24 protein-coding genes and 2 tRNA genes are annotated in these 23,143 nt (G+C 62.4%); 15 read left to right on the forward strand and 11 right to left on the reverse strand.

The window, feature by feature from the left end; all coding sequences use genetic code 11:
- Entirely contained in the window at positions 1-1,971 is a 1,971-nt protein-coding gene (gene pknB / locus ACSVHC_RS10900) for a Stk1 family PASTA domain-containing Ser/Thr kinase (protein ID WP_437771983.1), read from the forward strand.
- Here the strand turns inward: pknB and ACSVHC_RS10905 are convergent.
- On the reverse strand, positions 1,968-2,609 hold the full coding sequence (locus ACSVHC_RS10905) for an aminodeoxychorismate/anthranilate synthase component II (RefSeq protein ID WP_345448282.1): 642 nt from the start codon (positions 2,607-2,609) through the stop codon (positions 1,968-1,970). The genes pknB and ACSVHC_RS10905 overlap by 4 nt on opposite strands.
- A gap of 170 nt (positions 2,610-2,779) precedes the next feature.
- Entirely contained in the window at positions 2,780-3,508 is a 729-nt protein-coding gene (locus ACSVHC_RS10910; RefSeq protein WP_437774107.1) for a class E sortase, read from the reverse strand.
- A gap of 310 nt (positions 3,509-3,818) precedes the next feature.
- Between ACSVHC_RS10910 and ACSVHC_RS10915 the strand changes: the two genes are divergently transcribed.
- The 12 genes from ACSVHC_RS10915 to ACSVHC_RS10970 all read left to right on the forward strand — a co-directional run bounded on the left by ACSVHC_RS10915 (position 3,819) and on the right by ACSVHC_RS10970 (position 12,346).
- Complete coding sequence (locus ACSVHC_RS10915) at positions 3,819-4,070, forward strand: cell division protein CrgA (protein WP_437771982.1); 252 nt, start codon at positions 3,819-3,821, stop codon at positions 4,068-4,070.
- Between the two features lie 42 nt (positions 4,071-4,112).
- Positions 4,113-4,622, forward strand: coding sequence for a methylated-DNA--[protein]-cysteine S-methyltransferase (locus ACSVHC_RS10920; protein ID WP_437771981.1), 510 nt, complete (start codon positions 4,113-4,115; stop codon positions 4,620-4,622).
- On the forward strand, positions 4,622-5,128 hold the full coding sequence (locus ACSVHC_RS10925; protein ID WP_437771980.1) for an RNA polymerase sigma factor: 507 nt from the start codon (positions 4,622-4,624) through the stop codon (positions 5,126-5,128). The genes ACSVHC_RS10920 and ACSVHC_RS10925 overlap by 1 nt, the downstream gene beginning before the upstream one ends.
- On the forward strand, positions 5,125-5,745 hold the full coding sequence (locus ACSVHC_RS10930) for a methylated-DNA--[protein]-cysteine S-methyltransferase (protein WP_437771979.1): 621 nt from the start codon (positions 5,125-5,127) through the stop codon (positions 5,743-5,745). Before ACSVHC_RS10925 ends, ACSVHC_RS10930 begins: the two co-directional genes overlap by 4 nt.
- A complete protein-coding gene (locus tag ACSVHC_RS10935) occupies positions 5,742-6,437 on the forward strand; it encodes an alpha-ketoglutarate-dependent dioxygenase AlkB family protein (protein WP_437771978.1) in 696 nt (231 codons plus the stop codon). The genes ACSVHC_RS10930 and ACSVHC_RS10935 overlap by 4 nt, the downstream gene beginning before the upstream one ends.
- A gap of 56 nt (positions 6,438-6,493) precedes the next feature.
- Positions 6,494-7,096 carry a DNA-3-methyladenine glycosylase I gene (locus tag ACSVHC_RS10940; RefSeq protein WP_437771977.1) on the forward strand — a complete coding sequence of 201 codons (603 nt, stop codon included), beginning with the start codon at positions 6,494-6,496 and terminating at the stop codon, positions 7,094-7,096.
- Positions 7,097-7,402: 306 nt separating this feature from the next.
- Entirely contained in the window at positions 7,403-7,765 is a 363-nt protein-coding gene (locus ACSVHC_RS10945; protein ID WP_437771976.1) for an ArsR/SmtB family transcription factor, read from the forward strand.
- A complete protein-coding gene (locus tag ACSVHC_RS10950) occupies positions 7,762-8,799 on the forward strand; it encodes a cation diffusion facilitator family transporter (protein WP_437771975.1) in 1,038 nt (345 codons plus the stop codon). The genes ACSVHC_RS10945 and ACSVHC_RS10950 overlap by 4 nt, the downstream gene beginning before the upstream one ends.
- A 140-nt stretch (positions 8,800-8,939) precedes the next feature.
- Positions 8,940-10,295, forward strand: coding sequence for an FtsW/RodA/SpoVE family cell cycle protein (locus ACSVHC_RS10955; protein WP_437771974.1), 1,356 nt, complete (start codon positions 8,940-8,942; stop codon positions 10,293-10,295).
- Between the two features lie 300 nt (positions 10,296-10,595).
- Complete coding sequence (locus ACSVHC_RS10960; RefSeq protein WP_437771973.1) at positions 10,596-10,946, forward strand: hypothetical protein; 351 nt, start codon at positions 10,596-10,598, stop codon at positions 10,944-10,946.
- A 550-nt stretch (positions 10,947-11,496) separates the two neighbouring features.
- The gene (locus ACSVHC_RS10965) at positions 11,497-11,901 is read left to right on the forward strand and encodes an ArsR/SmtB family transcription factor (protein ID WP_437771972.1); all 405 of its coding nucleotides are present in this window, start codon (positions 11,497-11,499) and stop codon (positions 11,899-11,901) included.
- A complete protein-coding gene (locus ACSVHC_RS10970) occupies positions 11,876-12,346 on the forward strand; it encodes an SRPBCC family protein (RefSeq protein ID WP_437771971.1) in 471 nt (156 codons plus the stop codon). Before ACSVHC_RS10965 ends, ACSVHC_RS10970 begins: the two co-directional genes overlap by 26 nt.
- A gap of 14 nt (positions 12,347-12,360) precedes the next feature.
- Here the strand turns inward: ACSVHC_RS10970 and ACSVHC_RS10975 are convergent, their stop codons facing one another.
- Complete coding sequence (locus ACSVHC_RS10975; protein WP_437771970.1) at positions 12,361-13,230, reverse strand: rhomboid family intramembrane serine protease; 870 nt, start codon at positions 13,228-13,230, stop codon at positions 12,361-12,363.
- A 21-nt stretch (positions 13,231-13,251) separates the two neighbouring features.
- Positions 13,252-13,794 carry a peptidylprolyl isomerase gene (locus tag ACSVHC_RS10980; protein WP_234752982.1) on the reverse strand — a complete coding sequence of 181 codons (543 nt, stop codon included), beginning with the start codon at positions 13,792-13,794 and terminating at the stop codon, positions 13,252-13,254.
- A gap of 153 nt (positions 13,795-13,947) precedes the next feature.
- On the opposite strand from ACSVHC_RS10980, the gene ACSVHC_RS10985 reads away from it, so the two are divergent.
- Both ACSVHC_RS10985 and ACSVHC_RS10990 read left to right on the forward strand, forming a co-directional pair.
- Positions 13,948-14,928 (forward strand): hypothetical protein, encoded by a 981-nt coding sequence (locus tag ACSVHC_RS10985; protein ID WP_437771969.1) that lies wholly within the window; start codon positions 13,948-13,950, stop codon positions 14,926-14,928.
- 122 nt (positions 14,929-15,050) lie between these two features.
- Entirely contained in the window at positions 15,051-15,935 is an 885-nt protein-coding gene (locus tag ACSVHC_RS10990; protein WP_437771968.1) for a glycosyltransferase family 2 protein, read from the forward strand.
- 15 nt (positions 15,936-15,950) lie between these two features.
- Here ACSVHC_RS10990 and ACSVHC_RS10995 read toward each other — a convergent pair whose 3' ends face one another.
- From ACSVHC_RS10995 to gyrB, 7 genes are all read right to left on the reverse strand, one after another.
- The gene (locus ACSVHC_RS10995; protein WP_437771967.1) at positions 15,951-16,859 is read right to left on the reverse strand and encodes a DMT family transporter; all 909 of its coding nucleotides are present in this window, start codon (positions 16,857-16,859) and stop codon (positions 15,951-15,953) included.
- Between the two features lie 67 nt (positions 16,860-16,926).
- Positions 16,927-17,002: transfer RNA gene (locus ACSVHC_RS11000), tRNA-Ala, on the reverse strand.
- Positions 17,003-17,074: 72 nt separating this feature from the next.
- Positions 17,075-17,191, reverse strand: coding sequence for a DLW-39 family protein (locus ACSVHC_RS11005; protein WP_437771966.1), 117 nt, complete (start codon positions 17,189-17,191; stop codon positions 17,075-17,077).
- A gap of 57 nt (positions 17,192-17,248) precedes the next feature.
- Positions 17,249-17,322, reverse strand: a tRNA-Ile gene (locus ACSVHC_RS11010).
- 113 nt (positions 17,323-17,435) lie between these two features.
- Complete coding sequence (locus ACSVHC_RS11015; RefSeq protein WP_437771965.1) at positions 17,436-18,131, reverse strand: DUF3566 domain-containing protein; 696 nt, start codon at positions 18,129-18,131, stop codon at positions 17,436-17,438.
- Complete coding sequence (gene gyrA / locus ACSVHC_RS11020) at positions 18,128-20,860, reverse strand: DNA gyrase subunit A (protein WP_437771964.1); 2,733 nt, start codon at positions 20,858-20,860, stop codon at positions 18,128-18,130. The genes ACSVHC_RS11015 and gyrA overlap by 4 nt, the downstream gene beginning before the upstream one ends.
- Positions 20,861-20,923: 63 nt before the next feature.
- Positions 20,924-22,999, reverse strand: coding sequence for a DNA topoisomerase (ATP-hydrolyzing) subunit B (gene gyrB, locus ACSVHC_RS11025; protein ID WP_437771963.1), 2,076 nt, complete (start codon positions 22,997-22,999; stop codon positions 20,924-20,926).
- Positions 23,000-23,143 lie beyond the last annotated feature (144 nt).

Here is a 23,143-nt window from a genome sequence, read left to right on the forward strand (position 1 = left end):
ATGCCAACCGGACGCTCCACCCCTGCCCACAGAGAGGACAGCACTCCAATGACATCCCACCGCGTCCTCAACGGGCGGTACGAACTCGGTGAATTGCTCGGCCGTGGTGGCATGGCCGATGTCTACAAGGGCGTCGACACGGTGCTCGGACGAACTGTCGCGGTGAAACTGCTCCGTGCCGATCTTGCCCGCGATCCGCAGTTCCATGCCCGCTTCAAGCGCGAGGCGCAAGCGGTGGCGGCCCTGAACCACTCCTCTATCGTCGCCATCTACGACACCGGCGAGTACACCGTGCCCGGTGGCCCGGGCGAGGACGTCCGGGTCCCTTACATCGTCATGGAATACGTGTCCGGCCGGACTGTCCGCGACCTGATCCGAGCCAAGGAACTGGACATCGATCAAGCCATCGAATTCATCCTTGGCGTCCTCGCCGCTCTGGAATACAGCCATAAGGCCGGAATCGTCCATCGCGATATCAAGCCGGCCAACGTCATGGTGACCGGGGAGTCAAACGATGTGAAGGTCATGGACTTCGGAATCGCCCGGGCGATGGCCGATTCGGCGGCAACCATGACCCAGACGCAGGCCGTGGTTGGTACTGCCCAATACCTGTCGCCCGAGCAGGCCCTCGGCGAGACCGTGGATGCCCGCAGTGATCTGTACTCTGCGGCGTGCCTCCTGTTTGAAATGCTGACGTCGCGTCCTCCGTTCACGGGCGATAGCCCTGTCTCGGTGGCCTACCAGCACGTCCGCGAGATCCCGGAACCCGCCAGCACCTTCAATCCGGCCGTTTCAGAGGCACTGGACAGTGTCCTGGCCAAGGGCCTGCAGAAGAATCGCGCGGATCGTTTCCAGGATGCTGCTGCCTTCCGGCGCGCCCTGCGTGCGGCCAAGAACGGCGTTTCTGTTCCGGCAGTTGCCGCCGGAACGCCCACCGACGTTCAGGAGGCGGTGCCGTCGACACAGCAGATTCCGGAGGGTGGCCTGGCTCGCGGCCTGATGGGCGCAGAATTCCTGGACAGCACCCTGAGCGGAGAGCCAGGCAACGGCCAGGCCGCCGGCGACCAGGACATGCTGGCCCGGGAGGCAGCCGAATCGGAGTCTGACGCTGAGCACGACGGCGCCATGCCGCTTGGTTTCGCCCTTGAACGCGAGCGGACCGCCAGGCAGAAGTCCCGCCGTCGTGCGTGGACCGCAGTGGTGGTTATTTTGGTGCTGCTGGTCTTGGCCGGCGGCGGATTCTGGGTGTACACCACGGTGAACCAGAAGCCGGCCCCGCCCCCGTTGATCGCTGTACCGGCGGTCACCACCATGACCGAGGCCACGGCATTGCAGATGCTTTACAGCGCCAATCTCAGCCCGGAGTCTCATCATGTCCCGGATGACAAGGTACCCAAGGGGATAGTGATCAGCACCGACCCCGGCGCGGGGTCCCAAGTGGCGCCGAAATCACAAGTCACGCTGAACGTTTCAGACGGGCCGGTCTCGGCGACCGTCCCGGCAGGCCTGAGCGGACTCACCGAGGCCGCTGCCCGCGACCTCCTGCGCCAGGCTGGACTCGTAGGCGGGTCAAGTACCTTGGCCAATAGTGCCACGGTCCCCGCGGGCTCCGTCATCAGCACCAAGCCGGCTTCCGGGGCCGTGGTGGGCGTGGGCAGCACCGTTGACTTGGTGGTGTCCACGGGCAAAGTAGCCGTGCCTCAACTCATTGGATTGTTCAAGGCCGATGCCGAGGCACTGCTCAAGCAAAACGGCCTGGCCATCGCGGTCACCGAACAGGAGAATTCGCAAGTAGCCCCTGGAAAGGTGACGGGCCAGGGAGATGCCTTCAATTCCCTCGTGGAGCAGGGCAAGACCATCAGCGTGATTGTCGCGAAGGCTCCCGCCCCGCCCCCGAGTCCCACTCCGACCCCCACGCCGTCTCCGAGCGACACGAAGGGCGGCGGAGGCCTGGGCGGACTGGGCGGCTAGCGCTGGATCAGGGGGCTCAGGGTGGCTGCACGGGCGGCCGCCCCGGACATCCCGAGTGATTCAAGCCAGTTGCCGAGCATAAGGTAGCCACCTTCGGTGAGCACCGATTCCGGGTGGAACTGCACACCGCACAGCGGCGCCGAACGGTGCTGCAGGCCCATGACCACCCCGCTGGCGGTTTCGGCGGTGATTTCCAGGACGTCGGGAATGCTTTCCCGGACAGCCGCCAGGGAATGGTAGCGGGTGGCCGTTACCGGCGAAGGCAGACCCGCGAAAACGCTTTTGCCGTCATGCTGCACAGGTGATGTCTTGCCGTGCATCAGCTCTGGCGCGTGCGTGACGGTCCCGCCGTAGGCCTCGGCGAGTGCCTGGTGCCCGAGGCAGACCCCGAACATCGGTTTGTTGTTGTCTCCGCACCACCTGATCAACTCAATGCAGACTCCGGCGTCGGCCGGGGTTCCGGGGCCGGGGGAGATCAGCACGCCGTCGCGCGCATCCGCGAGCTCGATCGCTTCGGCGAGGGTGACGTCGTCGTTCCGGACCACTGTGGTTTCCGCACCGAGTTCCTGCAAGTAGCCGACCAGGGTGTAGACGAAGCTGTCGTAGTTGTCCACGACGAGGATTTTTGTTGTGCTCATGGCTGCTGTGCTAAACCAATCGTTGAGTCGGTGAAAGTAGTGAACTGTGACATCCAGGGGAACAGGAACTGGACCATCAAGACAAGCGCGCATGCCACGAGGGCCGCTGATGTCAGGATACGCACCCAGAGGGGTCCCGGAAGGTGGCGGAAGATCCATCCGTACATGGCTTAACCCTTTCCGGCCGTCTGGGCGACTTGCTTGGCGATGTCCTGTGGTGGCCCGGCGGATGCCGGCTGCCAGCTTTCCAGAACGGAGTAAGCGATGATGCGTTCTTGCGCACCGAAGCGCGGATTGCAGCTGGTCATGGTCAGGTAGCTTTCGGTGGGCGTCGCACCGGGCTGTGTGGGAACCGGAAGAAGGACGTCCGTCCGGGAAGGCAGCACGATCTGGTTGTTGCGGAAAACGTACGTGTAGTAACCGTCTTTGGTCTGCACATATATCTTGTCGCCCGGAACCAGGAGATGGATGTTGTCCAGCACTGCGCCATGGGTCTGGCGGTGCCCCGCGACGGCGAAGTTGCCCGGGGCTCCCGGCATGCTTGTGGTCCCGTAATGGCCAAGGCCGAGCGTGTCCAGAATGTCGGAACCGGTTCCCTCGATGATGGGCCGCGAATAATCCGGGCCGAATCGAGGAATGTACATGATGCCGATCATGCCGCCGTGCTCGGGAGCCTCGCCAACCACGGGCTTCCCGTAGTCCGGCGGTGCAGCAGGGTTGGCAGGGGCAACAGGCGCCACCGGTCCCGCAAAACTCTTCGCAAAACCCTGGACGGCCTGACTTTGCTTGGCGTCGGCTTCGACGTTTGTCCACCACAGTTCCCAAGCCACAAAGAGCAGCAGGATGAGTCCCGCGGTGACGAGCAACTCGCCCACGATCTGGACGATTTTGCGCACAATGTCGCCCGTGCTCGACCGTCCCTTGCGCCTCGCCGACCGCGGCTTGTGTCCCCTGGTGCGGCGACCCTCCGCGCCGGTTCCTGTGCCGTCGTCCGGCACGGCAGCGGCTTGCTGCGTCTGCTGCTGCGCCACTGGATCTCCTCTTTGCAGGCGCGGATGCCCGACGACGAGCGGCCTCCGAAATCCGGCTAGACTTGACTGCTAGAACGAACCCCGGAATTGCCGCGTGCGCGTTGACCGCTGGAATTTTCCTTCCTGCAGGATATCAAGCTGGCGCGTGGCCTTTCATTCAGCCGGCCAAGGAGGATCCGTGCCCGAGTCCAAGCCCCGCAAGAGGGCTGCCCGCCCCACCGAAGCGGCCACCGCACAGCAGTACAAGCCGAATCCCGTTTGGTACAAGCCCGTCATGTTCGGTCTCATGATCATCGGCCTGCTGTGGATCATCACCTTCTACATCACCAGCGGCCAGCTTCCCGTGGCCGCATGGGCGTCCTGGAACATCGTGGCAGGTTTCGGCATCGCGATTGTCGGCTTCCTCATGACCACGCGCTGGCGTTCCTGAGCGGCGACCTCACATTTCCGCCGCCTGCAGCGTCTACTAGACATGACCACCAGGCACACAACAATTGATTCCTCGCTGGGCCGGCTCACACTGACTGCCCAGGACGATCAGCTGACCGGCATTTTCTTCGAGGGTCATTGGCATATGCCGCCTTCGGAATTCTTCGGTGAAGCCGTCCCGGCCGAGGATCCCCTGTTCCAGCAAACTGCCGTTGAACTCGGCGAATACCTGGCTGGCGAGCGGACCGTGTTCGACGTGCCGTTCAAGGCTTCAGGGAACCCGTTCCAGCAGCGGGTCTGGGCAAGGCTCGAAGAAATTCCGTACGGGGAAACCGTCAGCTACGGAGAACTGGCCACTGAACTGGGCGATCGCAACCTTTCCCAGGCCGTCGGCTCGGCAGTTGGCCGCAATCCATTGAGCATCATCATCCCGTGCCATCGGGTGGTGGGGCGCGACGGGAAGCTCACCGGATACGCCGGCGGCCTCGATAACAAACGGTTCCTCCTGGAACTCGAAGAACCAGCAGCGGCGAAGGAAAGCAAGCTCTTCTAATGGAGCCCAAGAAGCCGTTCGAGCTGGTCGTCCGGGAGCACGGACCCACGGTCCTACGCGTGTGCGGAGCGGTTCTCGGCGTCCACGACGCGGAAGACGGCTGGTCCGAGACTTTCCTCTCCGCGTTGAAGGCCTACCCGGAACTTCCGGCCGGTGCCAACGTCCAGGCCTGGCTCGTGACCATCGCCCACCGCAAATCCATCGACATCGTCCGCTCCAGGAACCGCCAGCCGGTTCCCGTGGAGGAACTGCCCGTGCGACCGTCGGGTCTCGGAATCCCCGGCGACGGTCACCGGGAGATGCTCGACGCCGTCGGGCAGCTTCCGCCGAAGCAGCGCCTGGCGGTGGCGTACCACTACCTCGCCGGGCTCCCCTACAAGGATGTCGCCGGGCTCCTCGGAGGAACCCCCGACGCCGCGCGTCGAGCGGGAGCCGACGGCGTCAAGGCGTTGCGTGCCATTCTCCTCGACAGCTCCTTGAGCAACGTGAAAGAAGAAACCCCATGACCATCAACCACGACGAACCGGACGTCTCCAAACTCCTCGCACCCCTCGATTCCGTGGAGCCGGCTGTCATGCGGCGGCTCCACGACCGCCTCGCAGCGGCTGCAGCGGAGCAGCACGCCCTCGACATTGCCTACCGCACGGTGGACTCCCCGCTCGGCAAACTGCTCCTTGCGGCCACCGAGCGGGGCATGGTGCGCGTGGCATTCGAAGTGGAAGACCACGACGCCGTACTGCAGCTGCTCGCGGAAAAGCTCAGTCCGCGGATCCTTTTCTCAGCGAGCCGCCTGGATCCGGCTGCCCGCGAACTGGACGAATACTTCGCCGGGACCCGGCACCAGTTCGACCTCCCCCTGGATTTCAGCCTTTCGCGCGGGTTCCGGCTCAGCGTCCTGGAACATTTGCCCCAAATCGCTTACGGCCACACGGAAAGCTACGCGCAAGTGGCCTTGGCGGCCGGAAGTCCGCGAGCCGTGCGCGCCGTCGGCACTGCTTGCGCCACCAACCCGCTGCCGGTGATTGTTCCTTGCCACCGGGTGGTGAAATCCGATGGATCGTTTGGCAACTACCTCGGCGGCATGGAAGCCAAACGAGCCCTGTTGGCGCTCGAGGCCGCATGAGTTCAGGGTGGACAGAGCCGCTGTTTCCGCTTGAGTTGCCGGACCCGCCCGACGCCGGTCCCCGGGAGATCGCGCCCGGCGCGGTGCACGTTCCGGGCTGGTTGAGCCTTGAGCAGCAACAGTGGATCGCAGCCCGTTTCGAAGACTGGACGCGGGGTCCCGTCCCCTTGCGCGCCGCCGTCCTTCCAGGCGGGCACCCGATGTCCGTCCGGACGGTCTGCCTCGGCTGGCACTGGCAGCCCTATCGATACACACGCGAGGCCTTTGACGTCAACGGGCGGCGGGTCCTCGACTTTCCTGACTGGATGGTGCGTCTGGGCCGCAAAGCGCTCTTCGAGGCCGACGGCGACGCCGCCGAAGCCGCCGGCTACACGCCGGACACTGCGCTGGTGAATTTCTACGACGGGGCCGCCAAGATGGGGATGCACCAGGACAAGGACGAAAGGTCCCGGGCCCCTGTGGTCTCCCTCAGCATCGGAGACAGTTGCGTCTTCCGCTTCGGAAACACGGAGACGCGCACCAAGCCGTATACCGACGTCGAACTCTCCTCAGGAGACCTCTTCGTGTTCGGTGGAGCATCCCGTTTTGCGTACCACGGAGTCACCAAAGTTCTCCCCGGAACCGCTCCCGAAGGCTGCGGGCTGCCGCGGGGGCGGATCAACATCACCATGCGTGTCACGGGAATGTCGTAGGACGGGGGCACAATGTCAACAACAGCTTTTGCCCGGCTCCCTGTGGAGGAACAACTATGAACCCGCCCGAGAACGGCACCATCATTGGCGACGACGGCCTTGCGCGTCCGCCGTGGGCATCCGTTGACCCGCTCATGCGCGAGTACTACGACCACGAGTGGGGCATGCCCGTCCGGGACGAACGGGGCTTGTATGAGCGCATCAGCCTCGAGGGATTCCAAGCGGGCCTGTCCTGGGCCACCATCTTGCGCAAGCGGGAGGCATTCCGGTCCGCTTTCCTGGACTTCCACCCTGAAAGCGTCGCGGCTTTCGCGGAGGCCGACGTCGAACGGCTGATGCAGGATTCGGGAATCGTGCGCAACCGCCTTAAGATCCGTGCGGCCATCACCAACGCCAAGGCCACCATCGCCTTGCGGAGCGAGGGCGGGTTGGTGGACTTCGTGTGGTCGTTTCAACCGGCGTCGACCCCGGAACCGCGTACGTTTGCCGACGTCGCTACCCAATCGCCGGAGTCAATTGCTCTGTCCAAGGCCCTGCGTAAGAAGGGCTTCGCTTTCGTAGGCCCCACCACCATGTATGCGCTGATGGAGGCGATCGGGATGATCGATACCCATCTTCTTGACAGCCACCGTCGGGGCAGCTCCGGAGTTTGGCTCTGATACCCACCGCTTTCCACAGAAGTGCGTAACTTTATCCACAGCTGTGGACAATTCATGTGGACATCCATGTACATGAAGCCAGGATCCCCGACTTTCAGGTGAAAACGGGGCCTTCACGCCTTGGACCTCAGGTTTTACCCAGTGTGCACAAGGCTGTGGATAGTGTCCGCGGGTTCACTGAGAGTTCACTCCCGGGGTATTGAGAACTTCATTCTGACCCGCCGAACGCTGCGCCTCATCGACCTCCGATTCGCCATCCTAGGCCCTCGATGTGGGTTTGGCTGGGATATGTGAAAGAATCTGCGTATGAATGCAGATAAGAGTCCTTGCTCGCTGGGCGTCGACAGCCAGTATGTTGAATTGGCTGTGGAAGTGTTCGCGATGCTGGCTGACGCGACGAGGGTCCGGATCGTACTGGCGCTCCGGAATGGCGAAATGGCCGTGGGAGCGCTGGCGGAAATCGTCGGGAAGTCGCCCGCCGCAGTATCGCAGCACCTCGCCAAAATGCGCTTGGCGAGGATGGTTTCCACGCGGCAGGACGGAACCCGGGTCATGTACCGCCTCGAGAACGAGCACGCCCGCCAGTTGGTCGCGGATGCAATATTCCAGGCAGAACACGCCCTGGGCGGTACCCCTGCACACCACCGCGCAGAACAGGAATCGGCATGAGCGGTCACCAGCAAGTTGGTCATCACGAGGACCACGTGCACGACCACGACCACGACCACGACCACGACCACGACGGACACTCGCACGAGCACCACAAGGGGCTCAAGGGGTGGCTGTATGAGCTTTTCGTCCCGCACACCCACGATGCCGCCGATTCAATCGACGACGCGCTTGAGTCCAGCACACAGGGCGTCCGGGCCCTGAAGATCAGCCTTTTCATACTCCTTGGAACCACCGTCCTTCAGTTCCTTGTGGTCCTCATCAGCGGCTCCGTCGCATTGCTGGCCGACACCATCCACAACTTTTCGGACGCACTCACCGCAGTGCCACTATGGATTGCATTCATTCTGGGACGTCGCGCGGCAACCCGACGCTACAACTATGGATACGGGCGGGCGGAGGACCTTGCCGGACTGTTCATTGTCGGCGTGGTCGCGCTTTCCGCAGTAGTCGCCGCGTGGCAATCCATCGATCGCCTGTTCCATCCGCAACCCCTGCACAATCTGTGGTGGGTACTTGCGGCCGGACTCATTGGCTTTGCGGGCAATGAAATTGTGGCCGTCTACCGGATCAGGGTCGGCCGGCAGATCGGGTCAGCTGCGCTCGTTGCCGACGGCGTGCATGCACGCATTGACGGATTCACCTCCCTCGCTGTGGTGCTTGGCGCCGGCGGCGTGATGCTCGGCTTCCCTTTGGCGGACCCGATTGTCGGCCTGATGATTTCGGCGGCCATCATCGTCCTGCTCTGGGGCACGGTACGCAGCATCGGACGACGCCTGATGGACGGTATAGAACCCGAACTGCTCGACAGCGCCCAGGCGGCGTTGGAAACGACACCCGGAGTACTCTCCGTGCCGAAGCTGCAACTGCGTTGGGTCGGCCATCGCCTGCAGGGCGCCGCCACTGTCGTTGTCGCCAACGCGCCACTGTCAGCCGTGGAAGAAACTGTCAGCGAGGCCAGGCATCGGCTGGAGCACGCGCTCCCTAAGCTCGACGACATGGTGATACAAACCGTTACAGAAGCTGGCCGCTGATCGACCGGATCCTGTTCCCAACCGCCGCCCAGCCGCTGCGGCTAAGATGGCCCACTGAACCTTAAGTTGAGCCACTGACCCGATCTTGAGCCACCGAACCGGACCTGCCGGCCGCCCGAGATCCACGAAAGAAGATGCCCATGAGCCAGCAAGCGATTCTGGCGAAACCTCGCCGAAACGTGGAGATGGTGCTGTTGGTGCTGGCACTTGGCGTCGGCATTGGTGCCCTTGCAATGACCAGCGTGGACAAAAAGGAAGCCCTCGACGTTGGATTCTGGCTTCAGGCGGGTACCTTGACGGCGCTGGCCGGGATCTTCCACGTCGTCCTGCGGTTCAAGGCAAAGTATGCGGATCCGGTGATCCTCCCGATTGTCGTGGCCTTGAACGGCCTCGGCATCGCCATGATCAAACGCTTGGACGCCTCAAACGGTACGACTGCCGGGGCCAATCAGCTCACATGGACGATCGTCTCGGTCCTGGTCGCGGCCGCCGTTTTGTGGCTTTTGAAGGACCACCGGCTTTTGCGCCGGTACACCTTCATTGCACTTGCGGTCAGCGCCGCCCTCCTTATCCTTCCCCTCGTGCCGGGCATTTCGGCCGGCGACATCAACGGCGCGAATGTCTGGATACGCCTCGGTTCACTGCAGTTCCAGCCCGGCGAGATCGTGAAGATTACGCTGGCCGTCTTCTTCGCGGGCTATTTGTCCTCCAACCGGGACCTGATCCTGCTGGCCGGCAGGAAATTCGGACGCCTCCAGTTCCCCAGGATCAAGGACACCGGGCCAATGATCACCGCCTGGGCAGCAAGCGTGGGCGTACTGGTCTTCCAGCACGATCTCGGCATGTCGATCCTGCTGTTCGGACTGTTCATCGTGATGATCTACGTTGCCACGAGCCGGGCCAGCTGGCTCGTCCTCGGGGTCGTGCTCATGCTTGTGGGCGGATACGCGGCAGCAAAGATCTTTTCCCATGTCGGCTTGCGCATTGACGCCTGGATCAATGCCTTCGACCCCCAGGTCTTCACCCGCTTCCCCGGAGGTAGCGCCCAGATTGTCCAGGGGCTCTTCGGAATGGCCGACGGCGGCCTGATCGGCAAAGGCCTAGGGCTCGGAAGCCCGGACCTGGTGCCTTTCGCGAACAGCGACATGATCATCGCTTCCCTTGGTGAAGAACTCGGCCTGATCGGGCTGTTCGCGATCGTTCTCCTCTACTTGCTGCTTTTCACGAGGGGATTCCGGGCCGCCTTGGGCATCCGGGATGCCTTTGGAAAGCTCCTTGCCTGCGGGCTGGCGTTCTCCATGGCCCTCCAGTGCTTCATCATTATCGGGGGCGTCACCCGCCTTATTCCCCTCACGGGGCTGACGACGCCGTTCCTCTCCGCGGGCGGGTCCTCCCTCCTTGCCAACTGGATCATCGTCGCCCTGCTGTTGCGGATCAGCGACGCAGCCCGCAGGCCCCAGACGGTCGCTTCCCAGACCGAACACGTTCCGGTCTGACGCCCTCCCGCTACCCAGGCTGCCGTGCGTGCCTCGGCGAGCGTTCAGGATTGGCTTGAAAGCGGTGGCATTATCTGGGAATGGTATCTATAGTCGACGAGGTTCTCGGCATCCTCCACCGTGCTCACGTTGATCTTGGCCCATGCCTCTCAGAGACCCAGCTGGCCAAAGTTGAACGCCGTTTTGGCATTCGTTTCAACCCAGATCATGCCGACCTGCTAAAGCGCTGTCCCCAGGGGAAAGGGATGGGTCGATTGGCTCGGAGATCCGGACATCATTCGCGGGCGTTTGGATTGGCCCTTGGAGGGTGTTCTATTCGATGTTGAGAAGAATGCCTTCTGGCCTGCGTCGTGGGGCGAGCGACCACCATCGCGGACCGCTGCGGTGGCGGTTGCAAAACAGAAATTTGCGGACGTGCCGGTGCTCGTCCCGTTTTTCGTGCACCGATTTCTGCCCGCCAGCCCGGCAGCCAGCGGAAGTCCCGTATTTTCCGTCTATCAAACCGACGTCATTTGCTACGGCAACAACCTGGCCGAATATTGCGCCACCGAGTTCCTCAGCGAAGCCCGTCGCACCATCGAAGAGACCCGGCTTCGTGTCGAGTTCTGGTCCGACTTAGCCGAGGGTGGCGACTTCACGGTGCTATGGTGACTCGGCGCACGAGTCACCGGAGTTACACACTTAACAACAGGCAGCTACCCACAAGTTATCCACAGTTGGGGAAAAGCTGTGCCCATAGAGTGGAAAACTCCCAGAACGGCGGGCCTCAAGATGCAGGAAAGACACCGAACTACAGCCTTGTGAGTTATTAACAATGTTGATAACTCTGTTGATACTGCGCTGTTGCAGCTCCTAATACTGAAGTTGTCCACACGCGCCCGGAAAACGCACTCCTTATCCACATACCCACAGGCACGTGGGCAAAAGTTATCCACACATGTGGACGTTAATCCCCAGAGGAAAACGCAGCCCCTGCCATCTCGCTCCAAAGAGTCCATCCGGCATCGAACTACACGCTTGTAAGTTACACACATTGTGGATAACCCCTGTGGAAAACATATCCAAGGGGTCTTGACGGACTCAGCGCGCAGTTTTAAGCTGACATTATTCAATGAACTAGTTGATAAACCACTTGCTTGAGTACTGTGGAAGGCTCGGAAACCCCGCAATGCTTGAGCCAGGAGCCAGGCAGGGGAGACATATGCCTAACACGACGGGTACAGCGGTGCTGGATCAGGAAGACCAGCTCAACAGGGCATTCATGGCCCTCGCCGATCCTGTCCGGCGCAAGATCCTGGCGCGGTTGGCCTTGGGCGATGCCACGGTCAATGAGATCGCCCAGCCGTTCACCGTCACCCTCCAAGCCATCTCCAAGCACCTTCAAGTGCTCGAGGGCGCAGGGCTCATCACGAGGAGCAGGGAAGCGCAGCGCCGTCCCTGCCACCTGAACACCGCGGCGCTGGGTCCCTTGGCCGGGTGGATCGAGAACTACCGACTCCAGGCAGAGGAACGTTTCGCCCGGCTGGACGAACTATTGGCCAACACAGCCCAAAAGGACAATCCGGAAAAGGAGAAGGACAATGAGGACCAACACAACAACCATTGACGTCGCGGCGGGCACGCCGTTCATCGACACGAGCCGCGATTTCGACGCCGCACCGGAGCGCGTGTTCCGGGCTTTCACGGATCCCGAACTCGTCGTCAAATGGCTGGGTCCGCGTCGCCTGGAAATGCGACTGGAGTCCTATGACGCTCGGACCGGCGGCAGCTACCGCTACACGCATGTGGACGGCGAGGGCAACGAGTTCGGTTTCCGCGGGGTCTTCCACGAGGTCCAGGAACCATTGCGGATCATCCAGACCTTCGAGTTCGACGGCGCCCCGGGGCAAGTCACGTTGGATACCACCAGGTTTGACGACCTCGGGGGCCGCACACGAGTGGTGCAGCGTTCCGTGTTTCCCTCGGTAGAGGCCCGGGACATGGCAGTAGCCAGCGGCATGGATGCGGGCATCAAAGAGTCGATGGACCGCTTGGAGGAGCTCCTGGGGTAAAAGCTAGGGAACTCTTAGCCCGCCGTGGCCCTAAAGACCGTGGCCAGGACCAGGATTCCGGCAACCAGGGCCATGCCGGCGGACTGCAGCAGCGCCTGGCGCGGTCCACGCGGAGCAAAGGCGATCACGGCGGCACACAGGCCTCCCGTGACAAGGCCGCCCAAGTGGGCCTGCCAGGCAATGCCGGGGACAACAAAGCCAATCACCCCGTTGATGGCAATAAGGATCCATAGCTGCCGGGTGTCTCCGCCGCGCCGGCTTTGAACTACCAGCAGTGCGCCAAAGAGGCCGAAGATCGCACCGGACGCACCTTCCACTCCAGTGGGAGGCAAGACTGGCGTCAGGAGCAGGAAACCGACAGAGCCGCCAATGGCGGACAACAGGTAAACGGCCAGGAAGCGGATACGCCCCAGGACGGGCTCCAGGACCTGGCCAAAAATCCACAGCATGTACATGTTAAGAACGATGTGCAGCACAAAGCCTTGTGAGTGGACAAAAGCGCTGGTCAGCATCCGCCAGGGTTCGAAGGCCCCGTATTGCGGAGCGGCGTAGACAGACGCGAAAGCGAGTTGATTCTCCACGACATCGCCGGGAATCAGCCATTGCAGCACGTACACCAGGGCACACAGCCCGATAAGTACGTACGTCGCCAAGGGGCGGCCGGTCGCGACGGCGCCGCCATAGGCGGAACGCACTGCCGGCGTCGAACGCTTCATTTCATTGACGCAGTCTATGCATTGGAACCCGACGGCGGCCGCCCGCTGGCACTCGGGGCATGCAGGACGCCCGCAACGCTGGCACCGCACATAGGAGGGCCTGTCCGGGTGCCTGGGGCACACCGGAATGTCTGCTGACGGCTCTGCCGCCGGGATTCCGTAACTCATATGCTGTTCAGGCTCCGGGGATCAGAGCTGGACGATGTCAATACTGTTGATGACGACGTCTTCAACAGGGCGGTCGCCCATGCCGGTGCGGACAGCCTCGATGGCGTCCACAACCTTCTTGGACTCTTCGTCAGCAACCTCACCGAAGATGGAGTGCTTGCCGAAAAGCCAGTCGGTGTTGACCGTGGTGATGAAGAACTGGGAACCGTTGGTGCCCTTGCCCATCTGGACGCCGGCATTGGCCATGGCCAGCTTGTAAGGGGCGTTGAAGTTGAGTTCCGGGTGGATCTCGTCGTCGAACTTGTAGCCCGGTCCGCCGATGCCGCGACCGAGGGGATCGCCGCCCTGGATCATGAAGTCTTTGATGATGCGGTGGAAAATCGTGCCGTCGTACAGCGGGGTACCGGTCTTGTCTTCACCGGTCTCCGGGTGCGTCCAGGACTTCTCGCCTGTGGCCAGGCCAACGAAGTTGGCGACCGTCTTGGGCGCGTGGTTGCCGAAGAGGTCAACCACGATGTCACCGAGGCTCGTGTGGAAAGTTGCTTTTGCGGTTGCGATGGTCATATCGCCATTGTTTCACGCAGGGTCAACGCCAGGGCGGCCAGGAAGGCGGTTCCGCGCTAGGTGAAATCTTCCATGAATCCGCTGGATGAATAGCCGGTGCCGAACAAGCGACGTAGGCTAACAACAAACGAGCATGTTGATCGGGAGGTAGTTGTGAAGAAATCGGACCGGATTGCCCGCGAACTTGAACACACCGTTGTGAATGGTGTCGAAAATGCCAAGGACTGGGCGACACCGCGCGTCGAAGCAGCTGTGAACTGGGCGGTTCCCCGCATCCAGCACGGAATCGACACCGCTTCGCCGAAGCTTCAGGAAGGCCTGAAGTCGGCTGCGCACAACCTCGCCGACGGCGTTGCAACCGTCACACCGAAGCTCCAGGAAGGCTTGGCGAACCTCGCACCGAGGATCCACGACGTTGTCGAGGACGCCTCACCCAAGATCCAGGAAGCCCTTAACAAAGCCACCCCGGCGCTCAGCCATGCCCGGGACAAAGTTGTTGAGGAGTACCTGCCCAAGCTCTCAGAGCAGCTCGGGCAAGCCTCCGTGGTGGTCCACCAAGCCCTTGAGAATGCGCCCGCGCAGGTGGACGCCGTCGCCCAGAAGCTGGTGGACTCGGGAGTGGTTCACAATCTGCAGGAACAAGCACAAGCCACAGGGGCCCAGCTGAAAGCCGCTGCCGGGGAAGCGTCAAAAACAGTCTCGAAAGAGCTCGCCAAGACCCGCAAGCCCAAAAAGCGGGGTTTTCTGATCTTCACGATTGTGGCAGCAGCTGCCGCGGCCGGCGTCGCCGCGTGGAAGGCCAGCCGCCCGGTGGAGGACCCGTGGAAGACTCCGGTTCCGGTTACGCCATCACCTGTCCCGGCCGCAGCGGCAGCCGAGAAAGCTGCCGACAAGGCCAACGAGGCCGCCACCAAGGTAGCTGACACGGTTGACGACGTGAAACTCAACGTAGCTGACAAAGCCGAAATCGTAGCTGAGAAGGCAAAGCACGTTGTCGAGGACGCTGCGGACACCGCAGCCAAGGTGGCAACCGACGCCAAGACCGCGGTTAAGAACATCGCCGCCAGCCTCCACAAGGACGAAGCGGCCAAGGACCAGGCAGCCACGGACGAAGCCGGCAAGCACGAGGCCTAGGCGAAGGCCATATTCGCTCCACGTTGAAGGGATTCCGGTTCGCCGGGGTCCCTTCAATTGTTTGGCCACTTGTCACCGGAGGCTTCCTCCAGGAACACCGCCCTGATGTTAGATTTATGGAGATGCCAGCCGATAGATCTTTCGTAGATGCAGCCACCAGCGCAGCCGTCGCACCCGTGAAGCCGAGCGTTTCAATCATCATCCCGGCGTACAACGAGGAAAGCGTCATACGGCAATGCCTGATCGCGGCCATTTACCAGTCAGTACCTGCGGACGAGATCATCGTGGTGGACAACAGGTCCACGGACCGCACTGCACAGATCGTCCAGCAGATGCAGCAGGAATACCCGGAAAGCCCCATCATCCTGTTGAGCCAGGACGAGGCGCAGGGACTCATCCCCACACGCAACTTTGGCCTCAATAGCGCCACCTCGGAAATCCTCGGCCGGATCGATGCCGACTCCGTTGTGGAACCCGATTGGGTTGAGCAGGTGCAAAAGGCTTTCGCCGATCCCTCCGTGCAGGCGGCAACGGGTCCGGTGGTCTACTACGACATGCCCATGCGTCGATTCGGACTCAAGGCCGACGACAAAATGCGCCAGCTCATGCTTCGGCTTGCGAAGCACCAGTACCACTTCCTTTTTGGATCAAACATGGCCCTTCGCCGTTCCGCCTGGGAAACCATCCGCGGGGAAACCTGCCTGGATGAGAGGGACGAGATGCATGAGGACATCGATCTTTCCCTGCATCTTGCCGACCACGACCTCAGGGTGCAGTACTGGCCGCAGATGGTGTCGGGCATGTCTGCGCGCAGGCTCGAGGATTCACCGCGCGACTACCGCTATTACGTGACCCGCTTCGACCGGACCTACAAGGCCCACAACGTCAAGAAGATGGCCTTGAAGGCCCCCATGGTGGTGTTCTTCTCCGTCTACTTTCCGGCCAAGCTGCTCCGGGCCATCCACACGGCCAATGCAGGTCAGGGCGTCCGCCGCGGCGGCCTGTAGCTGCGCGAATACAGCTCAGTCAGCACCGAGTTCGGCGATCTTGCCCTCAGCGTCGCCCTTGCCGCGCCGCTGACCAGCGACGACGACCGCGAGTCCAACCAGGATCAAGGCGAGTCCTGCGTAAGTACCGGCCGGCAGGGTCTCGTGCAGGAAGACTGCAGCGAGCAGGGCTGCGCCCGGAATCTCCAGCAGGATGATCATGGAAACCAGAAGCGGGCTCATGGTCGCCAGTAGATGGTTGAAGGCGGTGTGGCCCACCAGTTGTGCGCACACGGTGATGGCCACGATCCCCAGCCAGCCGCCGGCGTCGAACCCTACAAGCGGCTGGCCGCCCATGAGGGCCAGCACGGCGACGATGGCCGCGCAGATCCCGTAGCAAAGCGTCGTGTACGTACCAATGCCCATGCTCTGGCGGGCTTTGCCTCCGGCCAAGGTATACAGGCCGGCCAGCGCGCCTCCGGCGAGGGCCAGGATGTCACCAAGGAGGGCTTTCGGGGAGGATCCCATATCGAAGCCCGTGATGGCCGCGACGCCGCCCAGCGCGATACCCAGGCCCACGAGGACCGGCCAGCGGTGCTTGGTGCCGCGGAGGAGCTGGAAGACGGCGATCCATGCTGATTGCAGGCAGACCAGGGCGGTGGCGGCAGCGACTGACGTGAGCTGGAGCGCGGTGATGAAGCAGGCGAAGTGGAAGGCGAGTGCCACCGCTGCGACAGCAGACCAGGTGAACTCCTTGCGGGTGATCTTGCGGAACTGGCGCGGTTCACGGATCAGGACCGGCGAGGCCATCACGACGGCGGCGATTGCGTTGCGCCAGAAGGCGATGGCCAGTGCGGTCACGGAAGTAGCTCCAAGAGTTCCGGCGATGAGGGGTCCGGAAGATGCGACGCCGAGCACACCCAAAGCAGCAACAATGAAGTTCACATTACAACCTTAGTGGGGCGGCTTAAAGCAAAGAGTCCCGGCCATTTCTGACCGGGACTCTTTCTTATGGTGGAGGCACGGGGACTCGAACCCCGAACCCCCTGCTTGCAAAGCAGGTGCGCTACCAATTGCGCCATGCCCCCATAAGAAGCAACCCATCCATACTACCCTAGTTCCTTCGATGGTTTTCACCATTTCCAGACTGGGCGCCTTCGCTAGTCAACCGTGTCGGTTGCCTTGCTCCAGACCGTTTTCCGGGCTTCGGTTTCCTGCACTTTTTTGTAGAGCAGGACGCCTGCGATTGCAGCTGCGACTACGAGCAACTTCTTCACACGCACCCCGTTCCGGTTCAGTTTCCCGAACCTTTAGCAAAACCTGTGCAGGTTCCGTGGGCGTACCAGGACTTGAACCTGGGACCTCTTCGTTATCAGCGAAGCGCTCTAACCGCCTGAGCTATACGCCCCGATACCTCTTCGGGCCGAGACATGACTTTACAGCACATCCCGGCCCGATCTCAAATCGAGGTATTTTCACCACTGTTTTCCAGCAGTTTCCCTCATTTTCCGACCGTTTGGGCTAGTCGTCGGTGAGGGTCACGCCAATGCCGCCCACGAGTGTTGCGGCAATGTTATAAAGCACTGCGCTCAACATGGACAGGGCAGTCAGCAGAACAACATTCACCACAGCAATGATGGTGGCGAAGGAGGCAACCTGTCCGAGCGATGCGACCTTCTTGAGTTCGAAGCCACCGCTTTCCGAGCCTGCCAGAGTGCCCAGAAGGCTGTCCACCTGGTTGAAAATGCCGGTGAGGTCCAGGACGGTCCAAAGCACGATTGCGGCGATCACAGTCACAATGCCCAAGGCAACGGACAACAGGAACGCCATCTTCAGGACGGACCACGGATCAACCTTGCTGACGAGCAGCCGGGCGCGGCGGACTTTCGCCTTGGGTGCCGGCTTCACAAGCCCCGGAGCCCCGGGGGCTGGCCGCTGCTGGCCCTGCACGGGCCTCTGGCCGGGCGCTGCGGGGCGCTGGCCCGCCGGACGCTGGCTCGCTGCGGGACGTTGGCCTGGGACGGCGGGGCGCTGACCGGGGACGGCCGGGCGCTGACCCGGAACCCTCTCCGCGCCAGTTCCTGCCGCACCCGAAGCGGATGCCGCAGGGCGCTGCTGGGGACGGGCCGGTGCGTCTACCCGCGGAGTAGCCGACGGTTGCCGCAATCCTCCAGGGACACCCGTACTCGGCTTGGGATATGAGTCCGAATTGCTCACTCGTTACCTCCGGTGTTGTCTTCGTTCAGCTCGACGCCGGACCCATTGCCGGATCCTGCGGCCGATCCCGATTCGGCCGTCGCGGTCGCCTGATCGGCGCCGCCGTTTGCAGCCAACGTTACGTCATCGTCCGCCTCGGACGTTCCTCCGGCGGGATTTTCGACACTATTGACGCTTGAGGCGTCGTCTGAGCCCTCGCCCTGCTCGTCGGACTCTTCGAGGCCGCGTTCGCTGTTGCGGGCCACCTCGATGATGCGGTCGTTCTTGTCAGGCTTCGCGAAAATGACGCCCATGGTGTCACGGCCCTTGGCAGGTACACCGGCCACGGCGGAGCGGACAATCTTGCCACCCTCCATGACCACGAGAACTTCGTCCTCTTCGTTGACGATCAACGCACCGACAAGGTCGCCGCGCTCTTCCTGAAGCTTGGCCACCTTGATGCCCAGGCCGCCACGGCCCTGGAGCCGGTACTCCTCCACGGCGGTGCGCTTGGCGTATCCGCCTTCGGTCACCACGAACACGAACGAGCCGTCCTGGACGACGTCGGCCGCGAGGAGTTCGTCGTCTTCGCGGAACTTCATGCCGGTCACACCCGAGGTGGCGCGCCCCATGGGACGTAGGGCCTCGTCGGTTGCCGTGAAGCGGATCGACTGGCCCTTGCGGGAAACCAGGAGGAGATCGTCCGTCTCGGACACAAGCTGCGCCGAGACAAGCTCGTCCTCATCGCGAAGGTTGATGGCGATGACGCCGGCTGTGCGGTTGGTGTCGTAGTCTTCCAGGCGCGTTTTCTTCACAAGGCCGTTCTTGGTGGCGAGCACCAAATACGGAGCCTGCTCATAGTCGCGCAAGTCCAGGACCTGGGCGATGTGCTCGTCCGGCTGGAAGGCCAACAAGTTTGCCACGTGTTGTCCCTTGGCGTCGCGGCCGGCCTCTGCAAGCTCGTACGCCTTGGCCCGGTACACGCGACCCAAGTTGGTGAAGAAGAGCAACCAGTGGTGCGTTGTTGTGACGAAGAAGTGCTCCACGACGTCGTCGCCGCGAAGCTGGGCACCCTTGACACCCTTGCCGCCTCGCTGCTGCGAACGATAGTTGTCGCTGCGGGTGCGCTTGACGTATCCGCCGCGGGTGATGGTGACCACCACTTCTTCCTCGGGGATGAGGTCTTCCATGGACATGTCACCGTCGAAGCCCATGAGGATATGGGTCCGGCGGTCATCGCCATGCTTGGCCACGATCTCAGCCAGTTCCTGGCTGATGATGTCGCGCTGGCGCTGCTCGGAGGCCAGGATCGAGTTGAACTCGGTGATCATGGCTTCCAGCTCGGAGTGCCTGTCCTGGATCTTCTGCCGTTCCAACGCGGCAAGACGGCGGAGCTGCATGTCAAGGATGGCGCGGGCCTGGAGCTCGTCGATGTCCAGGAGCCCCATCAGGCCGTCGCGGGCAGCCTCGGTGGTGTTGGAGGCCCGAATGAGCGCAATAACCTCATCCAGCATGTCCAGGGCCTTGAGAAGTGCGCGCAGGATGTGCGCCTCTTCCTCGGCCTTGCGCAGGCGGTAGCGGGTCCGCCGGACGATGACGCTCATCTGGTGGGCGACCCAGTGCCGGATGAAGGCGTCCAGGCTCAGGGTGCGGGGCACTCCGTCGACGATCGCCAGCATGTTGGCACCGAAATTGTCCTGCAGCTGGGTGTGCTTGTAGAGGTTGTTGAGCACCACCTTGGCCACAGCGTCGCGCTTGAGAACGATCACGAGGCGCTGTCCGGTACGGCCGGACGTCTCATCGCGGAGGTCAGCGATGCCCTGGATCTTGCCGTCCTTGACCAGTTCGGCGATCTTGATGGCGAGGTTGTCCGGGTTTGCCTGGTACGGAAGCTCAGTGACTACCAGGCACGTGCGGCCCTGGAGTTCCTCGACGTTCACTACGGCACGCATGGTGATGGAGCCGCGGCCCGTCCGGTATGCGTCCTCGATGCCCTTGTGGCCGAGGATGGTGGCACCGGTCGGGAAGTCCGGACCCTTGATGCGCACAAGCAACGCCTCAAGCAGCTCTTCACGGCTCGCCGTCGGATTGGCCAGATACCACTGCACGCCATCGGCGACTTCGCGAAGGTTGTGCGGCGGGATGTTGGTGGCCATGCCGACGGCAATGCCGGAGGAACCGTTGACCAGCAGGTTGGGGAAACGCGCCGGCAGGATGGTGGGTTCCTGGTTCTTGCCGTCGTAGTTGTCCTGGAAGTCGACAGTTTCCTCGTCGATGTCGCGGACCATTTCCATGGCGAGCTGGGCCATCTTGGTTTCGGTGTATCGCGGAGCCGCGGCGCCGTCGTTGCCCGGGGAACCGAAGTTACCCTGGCCCAGTGCCAGCGGATAGCGCATCGTCCAGTCCTGGATGAGGCGGACCAGGGCATCGTAGATCGCGGTGTCACCGTGCGGGTGGTATTGGCCCATGACCTCGCCCACCACGCGGGCACATTTGTTGAAGGAGCGGTCCGGGCGGTAGCCGCCGTCGAACATCGCGTAGAGCACTCGGCGGTGGACGGGCTTCAGGCCGTCACGAACGTCCGGAAGCGCACGGCCGACGATAACGGCCATGGCATAGTCCAGGTAGGAACGCTGCATTTCCGTCTGCAGGTCCACCTGGTCTACGCGGTCTGTCAGCACAGCGCCCTCAAGCACGGGTTCCGGAATGCCGGCCGACTCGGCGGGAACCTCGGGTGTTTCTTCACTCATAGTTTATGATTTCCGTTTCAGGTATATGTCAGTACTGGAATATTCCTAGGGGCTTTGAAGTCTCTAGATATCCAGGAACCTGACGTCCTTGGCGTTCTGCTGAATGAAGTTCCGGCGCGATTCCACGTCCTCACCCATCAGTACGGAGAAGGTCTGGTCCGCCGCCAGGGCATCATCCATGGTGACTTGCAGCAGCGTGCGGTGGTCCGGGTCCATCGTGGTGTCCCAGAGCTCGGTGTAGTCCATCTCGCCGAGGCCCTTGTAGCGCTGGATGCCGTTGTCCTTCGGGATGCGACGGCCGGCGGCTTGGCCGGAGACCAGCTTGGCGTCACGTTCACGGTCGCTGTACACGTAGTCGTGAGGGGCGTTCGACCACTTGATGCGGTACAGCGGCGGCTGGGCCAGGTAGACAAAGCCGTTCTCGATCAGCGGACGCATGTAGCGGAACAGCAGCGTCATCAGCAGCGTGGTGATGTGCTGGCCGTCCACGTCGGCATCGGCCATGAGGACGATCTTGTGGTACCGCAGCTTGGAGATGTCGAAGTCCTCGCCGATTCCCGTGCCGAAGGCCGTGATCATGGACTGGACTTCATTGTTGCCGAGGGCCTTGTCCAGCCGTGCACGCTCCACGTTCAGGATCTTGCCGCGCAATGGCAGGATGGCCTGGGTCTCGGGGTTACGGCCACGTTTGGCCGAACCACCGGCGGAGTCACCCTCCACGAGGTAGACCTCGCAGCGCGCGGGATCCTTCGAGGAGCAGTCGGACAGCTTGCCCGGCATGCCGAAGGATTCCAGGGGGCTCTTGCGACGTGCGTTGTCACGTGCCTTTCGGGCGGCCATACGGGCCTGGGCCGCCTGGACAGCCTTGCGGATGACGTCGCGGGCCGGGCCCGGGTTTCGTTCCAACCAGTCGCCAAGCTGGTCGGTAACGACCCGTTGGACGAAGCCCTTGACCTCGGAGTTGCCCAGTTTGGTCTTGGTCTGGCCCTCGAACTGGGGTTCGGACAACTTCACGGAGATGACGGCCGTGAGGCCTTCCCGGATGTCGTCACCAGTGAGATTGTCTTCCTTTTCCTTGATGATGGTCTTCTCGCGCGCGTAGCGGTTGATGAGCGACGTCATCGCGGCACGGAAACCTTCTTCGTGCGTTCCGCCCTCGTGCGTGTTGATGGTGTTGGCGTAAGTGTGCACGCTCTCGGAATAGGCCGTGGTCCACTGCATGGCGACCTCGACGGCGATGTGCCGCTCGGTGTCTTCGGTTTCGAAGGCGATGACGTCCTCGTGGACGACGTCCACCTTCTTGTTCGAGTTCAGGTGCTTCACGTAGTCGAGCAGGCCGTCGTCGTACTGGTAAACCACCGTGCGGTGTTCTGCCGCCACTTCGCCGTCGGTGGCAACCGCGTCAAGATCCAAGTCATCGTCGGCTGCTCCCGCGACGGGACGCTCGTCCGTGAGGGTGATGCGCAGGCCCTTGTTGAGGAAGGCCATCTGCTGGAATCGCGCGCGGAGGGTTTCGAAATCGAAATCGGTGCTTTCGAAGATGGTGCCGTCCGGGTAGAACGTCTGGGACGTTCCGGTCCGGTCCGTTTCTTCGCCCTGGACGAGTCCGCCCTGTGGCTTGCCGCCGTCGGCGAAGGTCATCCGCCAAACGTGGCCCTGGCGACGCACCTCGGTGTCGACCCTGCGGGAAAGCGCGTTGACAACGGAAATACCCACTCCGTGAAGTCCACCGGAGACCGCATAGCCGCTGCCGCCGAACTTGCCGCCGGCGTGCAGGATGGTCATGACAACTTCGACTGTCGGCTTCTTCTCCGTGGGGTGCATGTCCACCGGGATGCCACGGCCGTCGTCCACGACCTTAACGCCGCCGTCGGCCTGGAGAGTCACTTCAATGTGGCTGCAGTACCCGGCAAGGGCCTCGTCCACCGAGTTGTCCACCACTTCGTACACCAAGTGGTGGAGGCCGCGCGGGCCTGTGGATCCGATGTACATACCCGGGCGCTTGCGCACCGCTTCGAGACCTTCAAGAACGGTAATGTCACTCGCACCGTACTCCTTCGACCCCGAGGGGGTGTCAGGCTTATGGGCGTTCTCCTTCGCGGGATCTACTGCCAAGGTCTCTGCATTGTCGTTAGCCACAGGCGCTTTCGACTCCTCCGTGTTCGATGGTCGCCGGCCGTCACCGCACCAAGGAAGCACGTCCGTCAGGACACACCACAGGGATACGGCAGCCGCCAACAGGGACGTCACTGCTAACGCCGGCTACTTCGTGATTGGCGGATC

The sequence above is a fragment of the Arthrobacter sp. KNU-44 genome, from assembly GCF_051843155.1.
Lineage (GTDB): Bacteria > Actinomycetota > Actinomycetes > Actinomycetales > Micrococcaceae > Arthrobacter.